Origin of the sequence: Mesorhizobium sp. M0626 (genome assembly GCF_040320665.1) — a bacterium.
GTDB lineage: Bacteria > Pseudomonadota > Alphaproteobacteria > Rhizobiales > Rhizobiaceae > Mesorhizobium.
Genome location: NZ_JAMYQD010000012.1, coordinates 214,796 through 234,917 on the forward strand (window position 1 = coordinate 214,796; position 20,122 = coordinate 234,917).

General features: G+C 61.7%; 23 protein-coding genes. 3 read left to right on the plus strand and 20 right to left on the minus strand.

Features of this window, described 5'->3' with window-relative positions; all coding sequences use genetic code 11:
* Positions 1–2 precede the first annotated feature (2 nt).
* Positions 3–836: an HNH endonuclease gene (locus NKI37_RS17425; RefSeq protein WP_352788895.1), complete on the plus strand. Its 834-nt coding sequence runs from the start codon at positions 3–5 to the stop codon at positions 834–836.
* 136 nt (positions 837–972) lie between these two features.
* Here NKI37_RS17425 and NKI37_RS17430 read toward each other — a convergent pair whose 3' ends face one another.
* On the minus strand, positions 973–2,013 hold the full coding sequence (locus NKI37_RS17430; RefSeq protein WP_023691256.1) for a glutamine synthetase beta-grasp domain-containing protein: 1,041 nt from the start codon (positions 2,011–2,013) through the stop codon (positions 973–975).
* Positions 2,014–2,329: 316 nt separating this feature from the next.
* On the opposite strand from NKI37_RS17430, the gene NKI37_RS17435 reads away from it, so the two are divergent.
* Complete coding sequence (locus NKI37_RS17435) at positions 2,330–2,527, plus strand: DUF2735 domain-containing protein (RefSeq protein ID WP_023698802.1); 198 nt, start codon at positions 2,330–2,332, stop codon at positions 2,525–2,527.
* Between the two features lie 94 nt (positions 2,528–2,621).
* Here the strand turns inward: NKI37_RS17435 and NKI37_RS17440 are convergent, their stop codons facing one another.
* The 8 genes from NKI37_RS17440 to NKI37_RS17475 form a co-directional block, all read right to left on the minus strand.
* On the minus strand, positions 2,622–4,508 hold the full coding sequence (locus NKI37_RS17440) for an MFS transporter (RefSeq protein WP_352788899.1): 1,887 nt from the start codon (positions 4,506–4,508) through the stop codon (positions 2,622–2,624).
* Positions 4,509–4,685: 177 nt separating this feature from the next.
* Positions 4,686–5,477, minus strand: coding sequence for an ATP12 family chaperone protein (locus tag NKI37_RS17445; protein WP_023738898.1), 792 nt, complete (start codon positions 5,475–5,477; stop codon positions 4,686–4,688).
* 11 nt (positions 5,478–5,488) lie between these two features.
* Positions 5,489–6,346, minus strand: coding sequence for a DMT family transporter (locus NKI37_RS17450; RefSeq protein WP_081727411.1), 858 nt, complete (start codon positions 6,344–6,346; stop codon positions 5,489–5,491).
* A gap of 62 nt (positions 6,347–6,408) precedes the next feature.
* Positions 6,409–7,389 (minus strand): RluA family pseudouridine synthase, encoded by a 981-nt coding sequence (locus tag NKI37_RS17455; RefSeq protein WP_023672769.1) that lies wholly within the window; start codon positions 7,387–7,389, stop codon positions 6,409–6,411.
* A gap of 133 nt (positions 7,390–7,522) precedes the next feature.
* Positions 7,523–7,897: a fluoride efflux transporter CrcB gene (crcB, locus tag NKI37_RS17460; RefSeq protein WP_023698806.1), complete on the minus strand. Its 375-nt coding sequence runs from the start codon at positions 7,895–7,897 to the stop codon at positions 7,523–7,525.
* Positions 7,898–7,950: 53 nt separating this feature from the next.
* Positions 7,951–8,781 carry an aspartyl/asparaginyl beta-hydroxylase domain-containing protein gene (locus tag NKI37_RS17465; protein WP_023698807.1) on the minus strand — a complete coding sequence of 277 codons (831 nt, stop codon included), beginning with the start codon at positions 8,779–8,781 and terminating at the stop codon, positions 7,951–7,953.
* Between the two features lie 182 nt (positions 8,782–8,963).
* Positions 8,964–10,274, minus strand: a complete 1,311-nt coding sequence (locus tag NKI37_RS17470; RefSeq protein WP_023682595.1) for a replication-associated recombination protein A — start codon at positions 10,272–10,274, stop codon at positions 8,964–8,966.
* A 47-nt stretch (positions 10,275–10,321) separates the two neighbouring features.
* The gene (locus tag NKI37_RS17475) at positions 10,322–11,815 is read right to left on the minus strand and encodes a DegQ family serine endoprotease (protein WP_352788903.1); all 1,494 of its coding nucleotides are present in this window, start codon (positions 11,813–11,815) and stop codon (positions 10,322–10,324) included.
* Between the two features lie 140 nt (positions 11,816–11,955).
* Here NKI37_RS17475 and NKI37_RS17480 point away from each other — a divergent pair, with 140 nt between their 5' ends.
* Positions 11,956–12,582 (plus strand): hypothetical protein, encoded by a 627-nt coding sequence (locus tag NKI37_RS17480; RefSeq protein WP_352788906.1) that lies wholly within the window; start codon positions 11,956–11,958, stop codon positions 12,580–12,582.
* A gap of 82 nt (positions 12,583–12,664) precedes the next feature.
* Here the strand turns inward: NKI37_RS17480 and rplQ are convergent, their stop codons facing one another.
* From rplQ to rplF, 11 genes are all read right to left on the minus strand, one after another.
* Complete coding sequence (gene rplQ, locus NKI37_RS17485; RefSeq protein WP_352788909.1) at positions 12,665–13,096, minus strand: 50S ribosomal protein L17; 432 nt, start codon at positions 13,094–13,096, stop codon at positions 12,665–12,667.
* Between the two features lie 105 nt (positions 13,097–13,201).
* Positions 13,202–14,212, minus strand: coding sequence for a DNA-directed RNA polymerase subunit alpha (locus NKI37_RS17490; protein ID WP_023682599.1), 1,011 nt, complete (start codon positions 14,210–14,212; stop codon positions 13,202–13,204).
* A 102-nt stretch (positions 14,213–14,314) separates the two neighbouring features.
* A complete protein-coding gene (gene rpsK, locus NKI37_RS17495; RefSeq protein WP_006205444.1) occupies positions 14,315–14,704 on the minus strand; it encodes a 30S ribosomal protein S11 in 390 nt (129 codons plus the stop codon).
* Between the two features lie 127 nt (positions 14,705–14,831).
* Positions 14,832–15,200 (minus strand): 30S ribosomal protein S13, encoded by a 369-nt coding sequence (gene rpsM, locus NKI37_RS17500; RefSeq protein WP_006205445.1) that lies wholly within the window; start codon positions 15,198–15,200, stop codon positions 14,832–14,834.
* Positions 15,201–15,411: 211 nt separating this feature from the next.
* Positions 15,412–16,020, minus strand: a complete 609-nt coding sequence (locus NKI37_RS17505) for an adenylate kinase (RefSeq protein WP_023701778.1) — start codon at positions 16,018–16,020, stop codon at positions 15,412–15,414.
* Complete coding sequence (secY, locus tag NKI37_RS17510) at positions 16,017–17,357, minus strand: preprotein translocase subunit SecY (RefSeq protein ID WP_023672761.1); 1,341 nt, start codon at positions 17,355–17,357, stop codon at positions 16,017–16,019. Before secY ends, NKI37_RS17505 begins: the two co-directional genes overlap by 4 nt.
* Positions 17,358–17,614: 257 nt before the next feature.
* Entirely contained in the window at positions 17,615–18,085 is a 471-nt protein-coding gene (rplO, locus tag NKI37_RS17515) for a 50S ribosomal protein L15 (protein WP_023672760.1), read from the minus strand.
* A 22-nt stretch (positions 18,086–18,107) separates the two neighbouring features.
* The gene (gene rpmD, locus NKI37_RS17520; RefSeq protein WP_006205449.1) at positions 18,108–18,305 is read right to left on the minus strand and encodes a 50S ribosomal protein L30; all 198 of its coding nucleotides are present in this window, start codon (positions 18,303–18,305) and stop codon (positions 18,108–18,110) included.
* Between the two features lie 24 nt (positions 18,306–18,329).
* A complete protein-coding gene (rpsE, locus tag NKI37_RS17525) occupies positions 18,330–18,893 on the minus strand; it encodes a 30S ribosomal protein S5 (protein WP_006333394.1) in 564 nt (187 codons plus the stop codon).
* A gap of 154 nt (positions 18,894–19,047) precedes the next feature.
* The gene (gene rplR, locus NKI37_RS17530) at positions 19,048–19,407 is read right to left on the minus strand and encodes a 50S ribosomal protein L18 (RefSeq protein WP_023682602.1); all 360 of its coding nucleotides are present in this window, start codon (positions 19,405–19,407) and stop codon (positions 19,048–19,050) included.
* Positions 19,408–19,547: 140 nt separating this feature from the next.
* Positions 19,548–20,081 (minus strand): 50S ribosomal protein L6, encoded by a 534-nt coding sequence (gene rplF, locus NKI37_RS17535; RefSeq protein WP_023682603.1) that lies wholly within the window; start codon positions 20,079–20,081, stop codon positions 19,548–19,550.
* Between the last annotated feature and the right edge of the window lie 41 nt (positions 20,082–20,122).

Sequence of the window (20,122 nt, forward strand, 5' to 3'; positions counted from 1 at the left end):
CTATGCGTCGTCTCATCCGCCCGGCATACGCCGCCCGCGACATTCTCGATCAATGTGCGCAGAGCATCCGAGATGAAAACCTTACGACACGACTCGAGCTTATTGAGGATCAGATCGAAGAGGCCGAAACGGCCTATGTTGAGCACGGAAATACAGAGACACTTTTCTCCATTTCGCAGTCCGGCGGCGTCGGCGATGTAACCAGTGACGAAATGAAACGTGTTTACAAAGGGACCTTTGCGAAGAGCAAGAACACGCGCCACATCTATGATGCAATCAAGAAGCTTTCACCTAATGACATCTGCCCCATGTGCGGACAACGCACGGTGGGCACGCTCGATCATTACCTTGCACAATCTCTTCACCCGGCGCTCGTGGTCACGCCCGCTAATCTGGTTCCTTCGTGCGGGGACTGCAACAAGGCGAAGCTGGACGCCCAGCCCGGCGCTGCGAATGAGCAGACGTTGCACCCCTACTTCGACAACGTGGATGACGATGTTTGGCTGCGTGCGAGTGTACAGGAACGCAACCCCGCTGCACTTTTGTACTTTCCCGACCCACCATTAGATTGGTCCGAGACAATGCAAACGCGGCTACGCTTGCATTTCCAAACGTTCGGTCTTGGTGCGCTTTACGCATCGCACTCGGCCGTGGAACTCACCAACATCCGCTACGGCTTGCAACGAATTGGCGAGCGGGGGGCAGTAGACGATATTCGGGGGGAGCTTTTGCGTAGGGCCGAAAGCAGCGCGGCTGCGCACATCAATTCATGGCAAACCGCTATGTACACCGCACTTGCGGCGTCCGACTGGTTTTGCAGTGGCGGATACAATTAGCTGCGAAGGTCGTAGCCGTAGCAGCCTGCGCATCAGAGTCTGTGCTAAATTCCATTAGGACGAGAAAACCCCGACGGCGACATCGGGGTTTTGTTAGTGCGAAATTGACACTCACGTCCAACCCGTGGTTGCGTATTTAGGCGGCCGCCGAGACCTGCGCGCTGGTCGAAACCTCCGCGATGGTCTTCAGGATCTGCGAAGCGATCTGGTAGGGGTCGCCTTGCGAATTCGGGCGGCGGTCTTCCAGGTAGCCCTTGTAGTCATTGTTGACGAAGGAATGCGGCACGCGGATCGAGGCGCCTCGGTCGGCGATGCCGTAGCTGAAGCGGTTCCACGGAGCGGTCTCATGCTTGCCGGTCAGGCGCTTGTCATTGTCCGGGCCGTAGACGGCGATGTGGTCCATCAGGTTCTTGTCGAATTGAGCCATCAGCGCTTCGAAATAGGCCTTGCCGCCGACTTCGCGCATATAGGCGGTCGAGAAGTTGGCGTGCATGCCCGAGCCGTTCCAGTCGGTGTCGCCGAGCGGCTTGCAGTGATACTCGATGTCGATCTCGTACTTTTCGGTCAGGCGCTGCAAGAGATAGCGGGCCATCCACATCTGGTCGGCGGCCTTCTTGGAGCCTTTGCCGAAAATCTGGAATTCCCACTGGCCCTTGGCCACTTCGGCGTTGATGCCTTCATGGTTGATGCCTGCTGCGAGGCAAAGGTCGAGATGCTCCTCGACGATCTGGCGCGCGATCGGGCCGACATTCGAATAGCCGACGCCGGTGTAGTACGGGCCCTGCGGCGCCGGATAGCCGCTCTCGGGGAAGCCGAGCGGACGGCCGTCCTTGTAGAAGAAATACTCCTGCTCGAAGCCGAACCAGGCGCCTTCGTCGTCGAGGATGGTGGCGCGCTTGTTGGACACATGCGGCGTCACGCCATCTGGCATCATCACTTCGCACATCACCAGCACGCCATTGCTGCGGGCCGGATCCGGGAACACGGCGACCGGCTTCAGCACGCAGTCGGAGCTGTGGCCTTCGGCCTGCTGCGTGGAAGAACCGTCGAAGCCCCACAGCGGCAGCTGCTCGAGCGTCGGGAACTCGGCGAACTCCTTGATCTGGGTCTTGCCGCGAAGATTGGGGACCGGCGTGTAACCATCGAGCCAGATATACTCGAGCTTGTATTTCGTCATTCTAGAGCCTCTCGTTGCTTGATCACCGAACCTGGATGACGCCGGCGCGCCGAGCCATCCAGCAGCCCAGCTGCCGGTCGATAAAATGCAAACCGTGTGCCAGATCAGTTGGTCAGGGTGCGGCAAAAATGCCCTTTCATCCCGCCGGTGATGGCAAGCCGCCTAAGCGATGCGCCCGGATCAATCAAAGGCAGAATTTGCTTAAATAACAGGCAAATGCCGATCTTTCTTTAGGCATCTTGCCTAAAAGGATTGCAGGACCTACCTTGATGGAAAGATGAATCGAAGAGCCTCTCCACAAGAAAGGAGACCGACCATGGAAATCACCTCAGCCCGTCCGTCGGCCAAAATCCTGATGTTCCCGGTGGCAGCGCGTGCGGGTGCCTCAAATTTAGGCGTAAAGGCAAAGTTTGCGGCAGAGCTTGCTTCGCTGCGCGATCACCCGCTTCACCATGGCGAGGCCTGGTATCATGAGGCCGCCATTGCGGAGGCCGAACAGCCTCGCAAGAGCTAGGCGTCTTCCGCGCTGATAGATCGAACAGGCCCACAAATCAAAAACCCGGCGCGATCGCTCGCGCCGGGTTTTTTGTTTGATACAGGGCCGTCGGCTACTGCTTGGTATGCAGGTCGGTGCCGAGCGTATCCCTGACGAAGATCATGCCGATGATCAGCGTCACCGCCGCGATCACCACCGGATACCAAAGGCCATAGTAGATATCGCCCTTGTAGGCGCTGAACGCGAACACGATCGCGGGCAGCAACCCGCCGAACCAGCCATTGCCAATGTGATAGGGCAGTGACATGCCGCTGTAGCGGATGCGGGTCGGGAACATCTCGACCAGGATCGCCGCGATCGGCCCATAGACCATGGTCACGTAGAGGACCAGGATGAACAGGATGCCGATGACCTTGGCCCAGTTGACCTGTGCGGGGTCGGCAAACATCGCGAACGCGCCCGCTGCCGGAACGCTGTAGACGGTCACCTCGGTGGCGCCCGCGGCTTCGTCCTTGGTCAGCACCTTGTCCTTGATCGCCTGTTCGGTCGGGACCGCAGTCTTTTCGCCGGCGCGGATGGCTGCCGCGTCGAGCTTCAGTTCAGGATTGGCCGCGACAAAGGCGTCGAGCTTCTGGTCGGCAACCTTGGCGGCAGCACGTTTCAGCGGATAGCCGCCACCCTGAAGCGCGAGGTTGATACCCTTCTTGAAGGCAGCGTCGCTGGCAGCCTTCTTGTCGCCCGCGGCCTTGGCATCATAAGACGCCACGGTTGCGCTGCCAATCATGACACTCGCCGGGGTCCCCGCCGCCGCCGTCGAGACGATGTCGTAAGGCACCGAGTTCTTGGCAAGGAAGTCGGTCGCGATATCGCACGAACTGACCGGCACGCGCGTGCCGGTCGGGTTGAACTGGAAGTTGCAGTCTCCCGGCGCCGCCGTCACCGTGGCGCGCGTGTTCTGCTGCGCGGTGGCGAGCGCCGGATTGGCGGCCCAGGTCAACGCCTTGAACAGCGGGAAGGTGGTGACGACCGCCAGCGCAAGGCCGGCCATGATGATCGGCTTGCGGCCGATCTTGTCGGACAGCCAGCCGAAGAAGACGAAGAAGCCCGTGCCGAGTGCCAGCGCAATGGCGATCATGATGTTGACCGACTGCGCGTCGACCTTGAGCACATTGGCCAGGAAGAATAGTGCATAGAACTGGCCATTGTACCATACCACGGCCTGACCGGCGGTGAGGCCGAACAGCGCCAGGATGGCGATCTTGGCGTTTTTCCACTGGCCGAAGGCTTCCGACAGCGGCGCCTTGGAACTCTTGCCCTCTTCCTTCATGCGCAGGAAGGTCGGCGATTCCGAAAGCGACAGCCGGATCCAGACCGAAATGCCGAGCAGGATAGCCGAGACCAGGAACGGAATGCGCCATCCCCAGGCGTTGAAGGCGTCCTTGCTTACGGAATTCTGCACCAGCAGGATGACAATCAGCGACAGGAAAAGGCCGAGCGTCGCCGTCGTCTGGATCCATGAGGTGTAGAAGCCGCGACGGTCGTCCGGCGCATGTTCCGCGACATAGGTCGCGGCGCCGCCGTACTCGCCGCCAAGCGCCAGGCCCTGCAGCATGCGCAGCGCGATCAACAGGATCGGCGCCAGAATGCCCAGTGTCTCTGAACCCGGAAGCAGGCCGACAAGGAAAGTCGACAGACCCATGATCATGATGGTGACAAGGAATGTGTATTTGCGGCCGACGAGATCGCCGATGCGGCCGAACACCAGCGCGCCGAACGGGCGCACGATGAAGCCGGCGGCGAAGACCAGCAGCGTGAAGATGTAGCGGGTGCTTTCGGGAAACGAGTTGAAGAAGGTCAAGCCGATCGCGCCGGCCAACGCTCCGTAGAGATAGAAATCATACCATTCGAAAACCGCGCCCAGCGAGGAGGCGAAGATGACCTTCTTCTCCTCTCGTGTCATGCCGCGGCTGGCTCCGCCGGCGGTCGATGCCAATGCCATTGAACTGTCCTCCCGTGAATCGTCTGCCTTCGACGCTGGGCGTCATCGTCGGCGTTCCCTCTGAACGCGACTCGAACCAGCCATCAGCGTAAAAAATGACAGAAAGCGACCGCCGGAGGCAGACAGACCTTGGATTTATGACTTTGGTATTAGGTGCAGTGCGGCAAAGGCCGAGGATCAGGTCTTCAGCGCATCGAGCAGGCCGACGGCCGCCATCATGTCGCGTTTGCGGGCCGAGCGGCGTGCGACAGCCTCGGCATCCTGGCCCCAATGCTCGATCTGCCAGTCCTCGTCGACATGGCCGGCGGCCCAAGCCGCGTCGCCATCGAGCGCGCCGTAATCGACCGCCAGCGCCAGCAGCGCCGACCCGGTCAGCGAAGTCATGACATGGATTGCGGCCAGCCGCAGCGGCTCGGCACGCTGGGCAAGATGAGCGCCGAGCACTGCGATGCTCTCGCGCGGCTGCTCGACATGGATGATGCCCTCGGCGAGATTGAACCGAGCCCCTAATGTCGCTCTCGCCCAGTCGATCACCGGATCCCAATGCTGGTTCTGCCGCTCGACCAGCCCCTGTGGCGCGTCGGCGCGGTAGCAGGTCAGATCGGACGAGGCGAAGCGCAAGACGTCCTCCAGCACCGCCTGCGGGTCGCTGGCGACGCCGTCGATGGCGGTGTTGACCAGACGCAGCACCGGCATCGTGACCGGGTCGATGGTCTCGCCCTGTGCAGCGAACTCATTGGCGACCAGGGCGGCGGCCTTTTCGGTCGGCAGCGCCAGCAGCGCCTTGCCCGGCGTGCGCACCGGCTTGCCGTCGAGATGGACGGCAAAACCGTCCTCCACAGCTGCGACCGACACGTCCTTGTAGAAGCGCTTCGGCAGGTGCGTCTTCATCTGGATCTGCGCGCGGCGGACCGGATCCGGATCGGACAGATGCTTTCCCGCTTCGAGGTCGTTGAGGATGTCACGCATGGTCGAACTTTCTATCCAGGTACCTGCTTGCGCGCCGGCCGGTTGACGATGATCAGGCCGACTGCGATCAGCCCAAGCGCCACAAAGATCCTGGTCGTTGGCGCCTCGCCAAGAATGATAGCGCCGCAGAGGACGCCGAACACCGGCGACAGGAAGGCGAAGCTCGACAGGCCCGATGCCGGATAGCGCCTGAGCAGCCAGAACCACAGCACATAGGTGAAGGCAACTATATAGAGCGACTGGAACAGCAGCGCCAATGTCGGCAAGGCACTGACCGCGCGGATCGGCGGGCCGGCGAAAGGCAGAACCAGGACACCGACAATGGCCGCACCGGCCAGCTGATAAAGCAGCAATTTCTCGGCACTGGTCTCGACCAGTTTCGAACGCTTGATGACGATACTGGTCGCCGCCCACAGAATACCGGAGCCGAGGCTGAGCAGATCGCCCATCAAGGTCACGTCGGTGCCGCCGGCAATCCCGTCTGAAAACACCGCCACCAGGCCGCAGAAGGCGAGAACGAGCCCGCCAAGCTTGCGCGCGTTGATACGCTCACCGAGCAGGAAATGGCCGCCGATCAGGACCCAGAACGGCATGGTGTTGACCAGCAGTGTGTTGCGGGCAACGGTCGTGTATTCCAGCCCGATATAGAGGCACAGGAACTCGACGCCGAACAGCACGCCGACGATGATGCCGGCGACAAGCGACCCGTCGGCCTTAAACAGCCTGATGCCGCGCAGCCAGCACCAGCCGAGCACACAGAGCCCGCCAATGATCGAACGTGCGATCGAGACGAAAACCGGATCGAAGCCGGCATAGGAGATCTTGGCGGCGACGTAGTTCAGCCCCCAGGAAAAGGTCAACCCGACCATGATGGAAGCAGCCGCCAGATCGACCGCATCGCGGCGATCCAATACCGAGGCAACGGCCAATGTCAGTCCTCCGCGCTGGCGTCGTCGAAGCCGATCAGGTTCCAGCTCTGGCGCATATGCGGCGGCATCGGCGCGGTGACGTCGATGACGCCCTTGTCCGGGTGCGGAATGACGATGCGGCGCGCATGCAGATGCAGGCGGTTCTGAATGCCGCCCGGAAAGTCCCAGTTGGTGTCGGCCTCGAAATATTTGGGGTCGCCGAGGATCGGGCAGCCGATATAGGCGGCATGAACGCGCAGCTGGTGGGTGCGGCCAGTGTACGGCTCCATTTCCAGCCAGGTCATCGTCTGAGCCGCCTGCTCGATGATGCGATAGTAGGACACGGCGTGGTCGGCGCCCTTTTCGCCATGGGCTGCCACGCGCACGCGGTCGCCGTCCTCGGTCGGCTCCTTGATCAGCCAGGTCGAGATCTTGTCCTCACGCTTGGGCGGGACGCCCTTGACCAGCGCCCAATAGGTCTTCTTGGTCTCGCGCGCCCGGAATGACTCGGAAAGCTTCATCGCCGCAAGCCTGGTGCGGGCAACCACCAACACGCCCGACGTGTCGCGGTCGAGCCGGTGCACCAGGCGCGGCTTCTCGCCCTTCTGGCTGCGCCAGGCCTCCAGCATGTCGTCGACATTGCGGGTGACGCCCGAGCCGCCTTGCACCGCCAGGCCGGCCGGCTTGTTGAAGACGAAGACTTTTGGATCTTCGTGGATCAGCATCTTGGCCAGCACATCGGCGTCGCCCTGGTTGCGGATCGAGTAACCCGTAAGCGCACTCTCGCCCTTCTTGTCGACCTCGAGCGGCGGCACACGCACCACCTGGCCGGGCTCGACACGGCTGTCGGCCTTGACCCGGCCGCCATCGACGCGGATCTGGCCCGAGCGCAGCAACTTCTGCAGATGGCCAAAGCCGAGGCCGGGGAAATGGGTCTTGAACCAGCGATCGAGCCGCATGCCCGCCTCGCCGGCCTCCACCGTGATCTGTTCTACGCCTGCCATGATTTTCGCTTTATCCGTTTCTAACGCGTGACCCCGAAAATCTACTCCGGCTTTCGGAAAGGATCATGCGCAAGATCAAAGTTTCTGCAGCGCGTCCAGAGGATGCGGCGTGCTCCAGGTCGGGGCAATAACACTATGAAACGGTTCTTGCGAGCCAAAGTCCCAGAAACAGGGCGATAATGGCGCCAACGACGCTGGCAAGCGCATATCCCAACGCCGGCAGCGTCGCTCCGCGCTCCCATAGGGTCGCGAAATCGAGCGAAAAGGCGGAGAAGGTGGTGAAGCCGCCAAGGACGCCGGTGGCGACGAACAGCCGGAGCTCATTGGAACCGCCGCGCCGCATCAGCGCGGCGACGAACAGCCCCATGGCAAAGGAGCCGACGATGTTGATCGCCATCGTCCCCCAGGGATAGTTGGGGCCGACGAGGCGCAAGGCGCCGATGTTGGTCAGGTGGCGGATGCCGGCGCCGATGCCGCCGCCGACCACAACAAGAAGCAGATTGAACATGCCCGTTTACTGCCCGGCCAAGGCAGTGCGGTCAATCCCTTCAGGCCAACGCCTCAGGTCGTCTCGACCTTCTTTGCCTTGCTCGAGCCGATCATCTTCCAGTTCTTGTAGAACATGGAATTGATGCGCTCGACGGTTACCGAAACGATGGCCAGAAGTCCGGCGATGAAGCCGGGGAACGGCGACGGGCGGATGATGTCCATGAACACGCAGTAGCGGCGTCCGTCATACTCGTTGACCGAGCGGTGCAGCAGCGTGTCGTCGAAAATATAGAGCGGGTTGTCGTGCCAGTAATTCCTCGCGCCGTTGCATTCGACGAAAACCTCTGCCTTCACCGGCAAGAGATTGTAGAGGATGCGCAGGCTGAGCCGCAGCGGTCCGAAATGCCAGGAAGTCGATTCCTTGCCTCTGAAGACAGATACGGCAATGGTCTTGATGTATTTGAAATCCTTGTTGAATTCCGCGACATTGTCGATCCGGTGCTTGCCGTACCACTGATAGACATACATGCCGCGACGACCGGTGCCGAAATTGGCGTCGATATCGGCGATGATCTCGTCCTTGCGCGCCTTGAAGACGTCAAGAACCTCGTTGACCTCGCGCTGATAATCGGCGGGAAACTGCTCCAGCTTCCACACGCCCGGGTTCCTGTAGCAAACGAGGTCCACCAGCAGATTGAAGGGCGACAGCAGCCAGGTGAAGATGCCATTGCCGAGGAAATAGCCGCGCAACAGCGACAGATCCTTGTTGGCGTTGCGCAGCACATCGATCAGGCCGCAGACGATCCAGATCGTGGTCAGGATCGGAATGAAATAGAAGCCGAGCGCGAGCAGCGGGACAGCAATCACAGCCTGGCGAAGCGTTTTGCGAAGGGATTTTGTCATTTCTGTTCGCGCGGCGCGCTGTCCCCGTTCCGAATTATCGCCCGTCCTGGCAGCCTCCCGGCCGAGTCATGCGACGTGATAGGGCTTTTTGTCATGCGGTACAATCACACTGCTGTGACTGGCGGGGACAGAATTTCAGTTCATCGCGGGCAGGCCGAGTTCGTCCCGTTTGTCCCGCGCACCTATTTTTCCCGCTCGCTGCGCAGCTTTGCCCAATAGTCCAGCCGTTTCTTGATATCGCGCTCGAAGCCGCGTTCGGGCGGATCGTAAAAGGTCTGCCGGCCCATCTTTTCGGGGAAATAGTCCTGGCCGGAAAAGGCATCGGGCTGGTCGTGATCGTAGCGGTAGCCGGCGCCGTAATCCTCCTCTTTCATCAGCTTGGTCGGCGCGTTGAGGATGTGCTTGGGCGGCAGCAGCGAACCGAACTCCTTCGCCGCCCGCGTGGCTGCCTTGAAGGCGGTATAGACGGCGTTGGATTTGGGCGCGGTGGCGAGATAGACGGTGGCCTCGGCGAAGGCCAGTTCGCCTTCGGGCGAGCCGAGATAGTCGTAGGCGTCCTTGGCGGCGTTGGCGATAACCAGCGCCTGCGGGTCGGCCAGCCCGATATCCTCCATCGCCATGCGCACCAGCCGGCGGCCGAGATAGAGCGGATCCTCGCCGGCGTCGAACATGCGGGCAAGATAATAAAGCGCCGCGTCCGGGTCGGACCCACGCACCGATTTGTGCAGCGCCGAGATCAGATTGTAGTGACCGTCCTGGCCCTTGTCATAGATCGGCGCGCGGCGCTGGACGATGCGCTGCAGCCCTTCGGGATCGAAAACCTCGCCGGGTTTGGCGGCGCGCCAGACTTCCTCGGCCAGCGTCAGCGAGGCCCGGCCGTCGCCATCGCTCATGCGGATGAGCATCGCTCGCGCCTCGTCGTCGAGCGGAAGCGCCCTGCCCTCCGTCTCCTCCGCCCGCGTCATCAGTTTGGCGATGCTGTCCTCGCCCAGCGAGTGAAACACCAGCACCCGCGCGCGCGACAGAAGCGCCGCGTTCAGCTCGAACGATGGATTTTCGGTGGTGGCGCCGACCAGAACAACTGTTCCATCCTCCATGACCGGAAGGAAAGAGTCCTGCTGGGCGCGGTTGAAGCGATGGATCTCGTCAACGAACAGCAGCGTCTGGCGGCCATTCGTGCGGCGCAGCTTCGCTGCTTCGAACACTTTCTTCAGGTCCGCGACGCCGGAAAACACCGCCGATATCTGCTCGAACGCAAGACTGGTCTCACCGGCCAACAGCCGTGCAACGGTTGTTTTGCCGGTTCCCGGCGGTCCCCAGAAAATCATCGAGCCGAGCGAACCCGAGTTGATCAGCCGCGTCAGCGCGCCGTCCGGCCCGGTCAAATGCTCCTGGCCGACGACCTCGCCAAGATTTTTCGGGCGCAGCCGATCGGCCAAAGGCCGGCCGGGCGGCGCTCTTTCCGGTTCATCGACGCTGAACAGATCGGCCATCTAGGTCTTCTGGTTGGAGCACGATCCTCAGAAATGGGAAGATCGCCTCAGTAACGCAACACCTGGCGCAGTATCTGCCCGCCGCGCTCGACGGTAAAGCGCCACCAGCGTGTATCCTGCTGGGCAAGCTGCGCCAGTGTCGCCGCCGTATCGACCGTCGTGCCGTTCACCTCGCGCACGATGTCGCCCGGCTGGAAGCCGAAATCGGCGGCCGGCGAATCGCGGTTGATGTCGACCACGGTGACCCCCTTTAGGTCGGTGCGCAGGCCGAGCCGCTGGGCGAGCCTGGGCGACAGTTCCGCGACCTTGGCGCCGGAGAACGGGCTGCGGCCATGCAGGGTCACTTCCGACGCCTTGGCGCCTTCCGGCGGGCGCTCCAGTGCAATCTCCATCGTCGCCTGCTGGCCCTTGCTCAGGATGGCGAAGGTCGCCTTGGTGCCGATCGACAGGGTCGCCATGCGGTAATCCAGCGCCTCGATGCCTTCGACCGTCGTGCCATTGAGCTGCAGCACGACATCGCCGGGCTTCAGCCCTGCCTTGGCCGCCGGTCCGGCTTCCTCAACCGACGACACCAGCGCGCCGGTCGGCTTCTCCATGCCAAGCGATTCGGCGATCTGCGGTGTGACCGCTTCGAACTCGGCGCCTATATAGGGCCGCTCGAAGAAATCGAGCCCGGCCTTGGCCGCGTCGGCGAAGGCGCGCACCATGTTGGCGGGGATGGCAAAGCCGATGCCGATCGAGCCGCCGCTGCGGCTGTAGATGGCGGTGTTGATGCCGACCAGCTGGCCGCCCATGTTGATCAGCGCGCCGCCGGAATTGCCGGGATTGATGGCGGCGTCGGTCTGGATGAAGTAGCCCGAATCCGAAACGCCGATATGGCTGCGGGCAAGCGCCGACACGATGCCGCTGGTGGTGGTCTGGCCGACGCCGAACGGATTGCCGATGGCCAGCACCAGGTCGCCGACCTCGAGCGCGTCGGAATCGCCGATGGCGATCACCGGAAACGGCTTGTCGGAGGTGATCTTGAGCACGGCGAGGTCGAGCGTCTCGTCCTTGAGCATGACCTTCGAGGTGAATTCGCGCCCGTCGGCGGTCGCGACCTTGACCTCGTCGGCATCCTTGATCACGTGGAAATTGGTGACGACGACGCCGCTCGGGTCGACCAGCACGCCCGAGCCGAGCGAGGATTGCGCGCGCGGCTGCGCGCGGCCGAAGAATTCCTCGAAGAACGGATCGCCGTCAAAGGGCGACGTGACCTTGGCCGTCTGCGACGCATAGACATTGACCACCGCCGGCGCCGTCTGCTTGACCAGGGGCGCAAACGACAGCTGCACCTCTTCGCGGCCGAACGGCACGCGCTTGTCGGGACCGGAGGTGCCGTTCTCGCCTTCGACGCCATGCAGGAGGTCGGTCAGCACATCGGAGAGCCCCGGATCGGCTGGCTTGGCGGCGTCCTCGGCCAGAGCCTGCCTGACTGTCGGCGCGGCTGCGAACGCCATCATGGCGAAGAGCAGAACAAGAGACAGTCGGTTGGCGCGCATTCGCGAATCCTCCAAGGCAAGTTCGGGGGCATTGTCCCGACGATTGTGCAAAATGAAAGGCTAAGCCGCTGAAATCCGATTATTTTGGGCATCAAAGCAGCTATAGGTCGACTTGAACCTGAAAACCTTCGTCGGCCCTCATGAAAAAACAACTCCTGTCATTCCGTGACTTTTTGAAGACCGGCACTTTTGGGCCTGTTTTCCCTTCTCTGAAAATGATCGACATCGCCAGTATGCTAGGTCCGCCTGACGGCTGGATCACGGAACATGCAGAGACGATTCCGGTCTATTGGACTTTCGGAAAGCTCGAAATTTCCTTTGATGAAGAAGCACCTCATTGGATGAACTGGTTTCAGATCGAAGAAGCGGGCTATCTCGAAGGTGATTTTGAGGTTCTCACCGATCGCCTTGTGCTCTCATTGGATGGGTTCAGTGGAGAGACGACACCTTCGGAATTCTTGACTGCCGGCCTTTGGGCTCCAGAAGAGGCAGCGGTGTTCTACGCCGCCTTGAGCGACGAAATATTGCTGAACATCTGCGCGGGTCCCGTTCAGATTCATTTCCGAGTCGATATAGACTTCATCGAAGATGGGGACGCCCAAAAATACCTGACCAATTCCACCGTGTCGCGAGTGGTCAGCGATATAGATTCCCGCGCCACCCTCGACAGTATCTATTCCTATCCCCAACCGGCGTTCGAAGAGATTCCCGGCGCCTTCAATTGGAATCTGCTTAGCGGTCGCGACTACCTGATGCTTACTCGCTAAACGTAAGACACGCTAAACGTAGGACGCCGGTAACAAAAAGGGGCCCGAAGGCCCCTTGAAGTCATTCCTGAAAAACCGAGCCTTATGCGGCAGCGGCTTGCTCGTCGGTGCCTTCGGCCTCGATGCGGGCGCGGTCGCCGGCGCCCTTGGCCGAGGTGTCGCGATCGACGAACTCGATGACTGCCATGGCGGCATTGTCGCCGTGGCGGAAGCCGGCCTTCATGATGCGCAGATAGCCGCCATTGCGGGTGGCGTAGCGCGGCGCGATGGTGTCGAACAGACGCTTGACGACGCCTTCATTGCCGATCTGGGCAATGACCTGGCGGCGCGCATGCAGGTCGCCGCGCTTGCCGAGCGTCACCAGCTTCTCGACGATCGGACGCAAATCCTTCGCCTTCGGCAGGGTGGTGACGATCTGTTCGTGCTCGAGCAGCGACACGGCGAGGTTGGCGAACATCGACTTGCGATGGCTAATGCTTCGGGCGAAGCGGCGGCCTTTAAAACCGTGGCGCATGGCTCTTTTCCTTCTTCAGTTGTTCAAGAGGCCGTGGCCTCTGATGGTTTTCCGCATGACCGTCGGATCGAGCGGCCCACGCCGCCGATCCTTGGAAATTCATGCTCAATATTGGTCTTCGTAACGCTTGGCGAGGTCTTCGATGTTTTCCGGCGGCCAGTCCGGCACTTCCATGCCGAGGTGCAGGCCCATCGCCGCGAGCACTTCCTTGATCTCGTTCAGCGACTTGCGGCCGAAGTTCGGGGTGCGCAGCATCTCGGCTTCGGTCTTCTGGATGAGATCGCCGATGTAGACGATGTTGTCGTTCTTCAGGCAGTTGGCCGAACGCACCGAAAGCTCGAGTTCGTCGACCTTCTTGAGCAGCGCCGGGTTGAAGGCGAGCTCGGTGACAGCTTCGGTGGCGACTTCCTTCTGCGGCTCGTCGAAGTTGACGAACAGGCCAAGCTGGTCCTGCAGGATGCGGGCGGCGAATGCCACCGCGTCCTCGCCCGAGATCGAACCGTCGGTCTCGATGGTCATGGTCAGCTTGTCATAGTCGAGAACCTGGCCCTCGCGGGTGTTCTCGACCTTGTAGGAGACCTTCTTGACCGGCGAATACAGGCTGTCGACCGGGATCAGGCCGATCGGCGCGTCTTCGGCGCGGTTGCGGTCGGCCGGCACGTAACCCTTGCCGGTGTCGACGGTGAATTCCATGCGGATTTCAGCGCCCTCGTCCAGCGTGCAGATGACGTGGTCGGGGTTGAGGATCTCGACGTCGCCAACCGTCTGGATGTCGCCAGCCAGAACCGCACCCGGGCCCTGCTTGCGAACGACCATGCGCTTGGGGCCATCGCCTTCCATGCGGATGGCGATTTCCTTGATGTTGAGGACGATGTCGGTCACGTCCTCACGCACGCCGGCAATCGACGAGAATTCATGCAGAACGCCGTCGATCTGCACGGCGGTGACAGCCGCACCGCGCAGCGAAGACAAAAGCACGCGGCGCAGCGCGTTGCCGAGCGTCAGGCCGAAGCCACGCTCGAGCGGCTCGGCGACCAGCGTGGTCAGCGTCTTCTTCTTCGACGAGAACTCGATCTTGTTCGGCTTGATCAGTTCCTGCCAATTTTTCTGGATCATGATGCTTTCCTTCCGTTGACCCGCCACCATCCAATCGTGGCGGGCGACCTGGAGTGCCGTGGAGGAGCGCCTTGAGGCGCTCACGCGGCGTTCGGTAATGTCTTAGACGCGGCGCTTCTTGCGCGGGCGGCAGCCATTGTGCGGGATCGGCGTCACATCACGGATCGAGGTGATGGTGAAGCCGGCAGCCTGCAGGGCGCGAAGCGCCGATTCACGACCGGAGCCGGGTCCGCAGACCTCGACTTCGAGCATGCGCATGCCGTGTTCCTGGGCCTTCTTGGCGACGTCTTCGGCAGCCATCTGGGCGGCGAACGGGGTCGACTTGCGCGAACCCTTGAAGCCCTGGGCACCGGCCGACGACCAGGCAATGGAATTGCCCTGCGCGTCGGTGATGGTGATCATCGTGTTGTTGAAGGTCGAATTGACGTGGGCAACGCCCGACGAGATGTTCTTGCGTTCGCGACGGCGAACACGAGCGGCTTCCTTGGCCATGATAGTCCTTTCAGTTGATCTCTACACCGCCGTAATGCCAGCGGCTCCACCTTTGAAAGCGAGTAGTGAGCAGGGACCAGCGAATAGGGAACCCCTACTCGCTAATGGCTACTCGCTATTCGCTCACTTACTTCTTCTTGCCGGCAATCGACTTGGCCGGGCCCTTGCGGGTGCGTGCATTGGTGTGCGTGCGCTGACCGCGAACCGGCAGCGAACGGCGGTGACGCAGGCCGCGGTAGCAGCCGAGATCCATGAGACGCTTGATGTTCATCGACACTTCGCGGCGCAGGTCGCCTTCGACCTGGTAGTCGCGGTCGATGGTCTCGCGGATCTGCAGCACTTCCGCGTCGGTCAGTTGGTTGACGCGGCGCTCGGCCGGGATGCCGACCTTGTCGACGATCTCCTGGGCGAACTTCTTGCCAATGCCGTGAATGTACTGAAGCGCAATGACGACGCGCTTGTTGGTCGGAATGTTGACGCCGGCTATACGAGCCATATTCTTCTCTTCTCCATGTGGGACCGGCCGGCCTTCAAAATAAGGCACGCGCGGCGCTGTTCAAATTACCCCGCGTCCGGTGGAGGCCGGCCCTTGCGGGAGTTCCCTAGTTTCAATGCGGCTGCCTTGCCCTTGCGGACAAGCAAGCCTCATGCCTGATAGGAAGACGGGCCGCCATAACCCAGCGAACCGTTCCAGTCAAGCGCAATCTTTACTTTACCGTAACGGTCTCCCGCGTCACCGCCGCGAGCAGCGCTTCAATCTCCGCCGTCACGGTGTCGACAGGAGCCATGCCGTCGACACTCCTAAGCGAGCGTTTGGCGTAATAATAGCCGATCAGCGGCGCCGTCTTCTTGTAATATTCCCGCAGGCGCTCTTCGAACACCACCGGATTGTCGTCCTTGCGCACCGGCTGTCCGGCGGCCTTGGCGTCGTCGGCGCGCTTGACGATGCGGCCGACCAGCGCTTTGTCGTCGACGACGAACTCGATCACGGCATCGAGGCCAATGCCGCGCTCGGCGAGCATCGATTCAACCGCATCAGCCTGCACCAGCGTGCGCGGATATCCGTCGAGGATGAAACCGTTGGTGCAATCGGGCTGATCGATGCGCTCGGCCACGATGGCGTTGACGATTGCGTCGGAAACCAGCTCGCCGGCATCCATCACCGCCTTGGCGCGCTTGCCGACTTCGGTGCCGGCCTGCACGGCCGCCCGCAGCATGTCGCCCGTCGACAGCTGCGGTATGCCGTATTTTTCTACCAGTCTTTGTGCTTGCGTCCCCTTGCCCGCTCCTGGCGGCCCAAGCAATATCAATCTCATCTGGCCTTCTTCCCCCCGCGCAGCTTCGACTTCTTGATCAGGCCCTCATACTGGTGCGCGATCAAGTGACCTTGGATCTGCGCCACCGTATCGAGGGTTACACTGACCACGATCAGAAGCGATGTGCCACCGAGGTAGAATGGTACACCAGTCGCCGAAATCAGGAACTCGGGCAGCAGGCACACCAGCACCAGATAGATGGCGCCGACGACGGTGATGCGCGTCAGGACATAGTCGATGTAATCGGCGGTGCGCTCACCCGGACGGTAGCCCGGAATGAAGCCGGAATGCTTCTTGAGCTGGTCGGCGGTGTCCTTCGGATTGAACACGATGGCCGTATAGAAGAAGGCGAAGAACACGATCATTGCCGCATAGAACAGCATGTAGAGCGGCTGGCCGTGGCCGAGCGAAGCGAGCACGGTGCTTGCCCAGGCCGGCAGGTTTGTCGTCTGCGAGAAGCCGGCGACCGTTGCCGGCAGCAAAAGCAGCGACGACGCGAAGATCGGCGGAATGACGCCCGACGTGTTGAGCTTCAGCGGCAGATGCGAGGTATCGCCCTGGAACATGCGGTTGCCGACCTGGCGCTTCGGATACTGGATCAGCAGGCGGCGCTGCGCGCGCTCGAAGAACACGATCAGCGCGATGACGATTATGGCCAGCACGATGATCGCGAGTATCAGCCCGGTCGATAGAGCGCCGGTGCGGCCGAGCTCCAGCGTGCCGGAGATGGCGCGCGGCAGGCCGGCGACGATGCCGGAGAAAATGATCAGCGAAATGCCGTTGCCGATGCCGCGGGCGGTGATCTGCTCGCCCAGCCACATCAGGAACATGGTGCCGCCAACCAGCGTGACGACGGTCGAGATGCGGAAGAACATGCCGGGATCGTTGACGATGCCGTTGCCGCCTTCCAGGCCCACCGAAATGCCGTAGGCCTGCACCAGCGCCAGGAGTACCGTGCCGTAGCGCGTGTACTGGTTGATGACCTTGCGGCCCTGCTCGCCTTCCTTTTTCAGCGCCTCCAGCGACGGAATGACCGAGGTCATCAGCTGCATGATGATGGAGGCTGAGATGTAAGGCATGATGCCGAGCGCGAAGATCGCCATGCGCTGCACGGCGCCGCCGGCGAACATGTTGAACATGCCGAGCACGCCCTTGGCCTGCGAAGAGAAGGCCTGCGCGAATGCATCCGGATTGATGCCGGGCAGCGGGATATAGGTGCCGAGGCGATAGACGAGCAGCGCGCCGACGGTGAACCAGATTCGCTTCTTCAGGTCCTCCGCCTTGGCGAAAGCCGCAAAATTCAGATTCGAGGCTAGTTGTTCAGCAGCCGAAGCCATGCCTGATTCTCCGCTAGAGCATGATGCCGAAAAGTGTGAAGCGGTTTTCGGACAACGTCATGCGCTACTTCTTTGATTTGTATGTCACGCTCGATGCCCGCAGCTCAGGCGGCGCGTGGCACCGAAGCTCACGAGATAAGCTCCGGGCTCTAAACATGCAAGCGGCCGCGTTGACGCGGCCGCCTAATTGATCGGATCAAAGCGCAATCGTGAACAAAAACGGATACCGTTCCTGCCGGCCGCGCTTCAAATTGCCGTTACTCCGCTGCCGCTTCCGGCAGCTTGACCGAACCGCCGGCCTTTTCGATCTTCTCGATCGCGGCCTTGGAGGCGCCGGCGACGTCGAAGGCAAGCTTTGCCTTGAGCTCGCCGTCCGAGAGGATGCGCACTCCGTCCTTGACGCGGCGGATGACGCCGGCGGCAACGAGTGCCTCGGCCGTCACGGTCGCCTTGGCGTCGAGCTTCTTGGCATCGAGCGCCGTCTGGATACGAGCCAGCGACACGACGACAAAGCTCTTGGCGAAGATGTTATTGAAGCCACGCTTCGGCAGGCGCCGATAGAGCGGCATCTGGCCGCCCTCGAAGCCGTTGATGGCAACGCCGGAGCGCGCCTTCTGGCCCTTGACGCCGCGACCGCCGGTCTTGCCGGAGCCGGAGCCGATGCCACGGCCGAGACGCTTCTTGGAGTGCGTCGCGCCGTCCTTGTCACGCAGATCGTTGAGTTTCATCTGGGTTCTCCTGCGCTTTTGCTCAGCCCTCGTCCACGACGCGGACGAGATGCTGGACGGCAGCGATCATGCCGCGCACCGAGGGAGTGTCCTCCAGCGTGCGCTGCTTGTGCATCTTGTTGAGGCCGAGGCCGACCAGCGTTGCGCGCTGTTCCTTCGGGCGGCGGATCGGCGAACCGATCTGCTCAACGGTGATGGTCTTGGTTGCTTTCTTGGCCATGGTCAAAATCCCTGGTCAGATCGACTATTCTTCAGCCGCAACGGCGGTGCCGCGGCGGGCCTGAAGGGTCGAATACTTGATGCCGCGCGCAGCAGCCACATCCTTGGGATGCATCTGGCTCTTTAGCGCGTCGAATGTGGCGCGAACCATGTTGTAGGGGTTCGACGAACCCATCGACTTGGCGACCACGTCATGCATGCCAAGCGTCTCAAAGACAGCGCGCATCGGGCCGCCGGCGATGATGCCGGTACCCTGCTTGGCAGCGCGCAGCAGCACGCGTCCGGCGCCCCAGCGTCCTTCGACGTCGTGGTGCAGCGTGCGGCCCGAGCGCAGCGGCACGAAAATCATGTCGCGCTTGGCCGACTCGGTTGCCTTGCGGATCGCTTCCGGCACTTCGCGCGCCTTGCCGTGACCGAAGCCGACGCGGCCCTTCTGGTCGCCGACGACGACGAGTGCTGCAAAACCGAAGCGACGGCCGCCCTTGACGACCTTGGCGACACGGTTGATGTGGACGAGCTTGTCCACCATGCCGTCATCGCGTTCTTCACGATCGCGGCCGCGGCCGCCATCCCTACGTTCCTGTGCCATATCCTGTTCCTTGTTTTTTTCCGGAAGCACGGTTGCTGATAAAATCCGGTGCGCCTCTTTGGGTCACCGGGGGCGAGTTATTTTTCCTTGCATGATCTTGTCCGAAAAGTCTGCAACTTTTTGCTGCGCTGACCTTCGGTTCGGGAACAGGCAATTAGAAGCTCAGACCGCCTTCACGGGCAGCCTCGGCCAGCGCCTTGACGCGGCCGTGATAGATGTAGGCGCCGCGGTCGAAGACGACTTCCTTGACGCCGGCCTTCGAAGCACGCTCGGCGATCAGCTTGCCAACAGCGGCTGCTGCCTCGGTGTCGGCGCCGGTCTTGAGCGAACCCTTGAGGTCCTTCTCGAGTGTCGATGCAGCCGCGATGGTATGGCCCTTGGCGTCGTCGATGACCTGCACGTAGATGTTCTTCGACGTGCGGTGAACCGAGAGACGCGGACGTTCGCCGGCGACCTTCTTGATCTGGCGGCGGACGCGCTGCGCGCGGCGCTGGATGGATTCCTTGGTAGCCATGATAGTCTTCCTTGCCTTCAAAAAACGGGGGCCGCCATGTGCGGTAGGCGAAAGCGCCTCCCGCGACCGCTCCCCGCGGCGTTGCACTTCTTTGGCTTGGCCTTTTCCGAAAAGTCTGCAACTTTTCGGGGCCAGGCTTACTACTTCTTCTTGCCTTCCTTGCGGACGATCTTCTCGCCGGCATAGCGGACACCCTTGCCCTTGTAGGGCTCGGGACCGCGATACTCGCGGATCTCGGCTGCAACCTGGCCGACCTGCTGCTTGTCGATGCCGGTCACGGTGATTTCCGTCGGCTTCGGCACGGTGATCGTGATGCCGGCCGGCGTCTCGTAAACGACGTCGTGGCTGAAGCCAAGCGCCAGCTGCAGGTTCTTGCCCTGGAGTGCCGCGCGATAGCCGACGCCGGTGATCTCGAGCTTCTTCTCGAAACCGTCCTTGACGCCCTGCAGGATGTTGACGATCTGCGTGCGCGACATGCCCCACTTGGAGCGGGCGGTCTTGGTCTGGTCGCGCGGCTGGACAGCGATTTCGCTGCCTTCCATCTTGACCAGCACTTCGTCGTTCACCACGAACTTCAGCTCGCCCTTGGGGCCCTTCGCCGTCACGGTCTGGCCGTTGACGGTCGCGGTCACGCCCTGCGGCAGCGAAACGGGTTTCTTTCCAATACGAGACATTTGGTTGTCCTCGTCACTTCTCTTGTTTCAGGTCTGCCGAA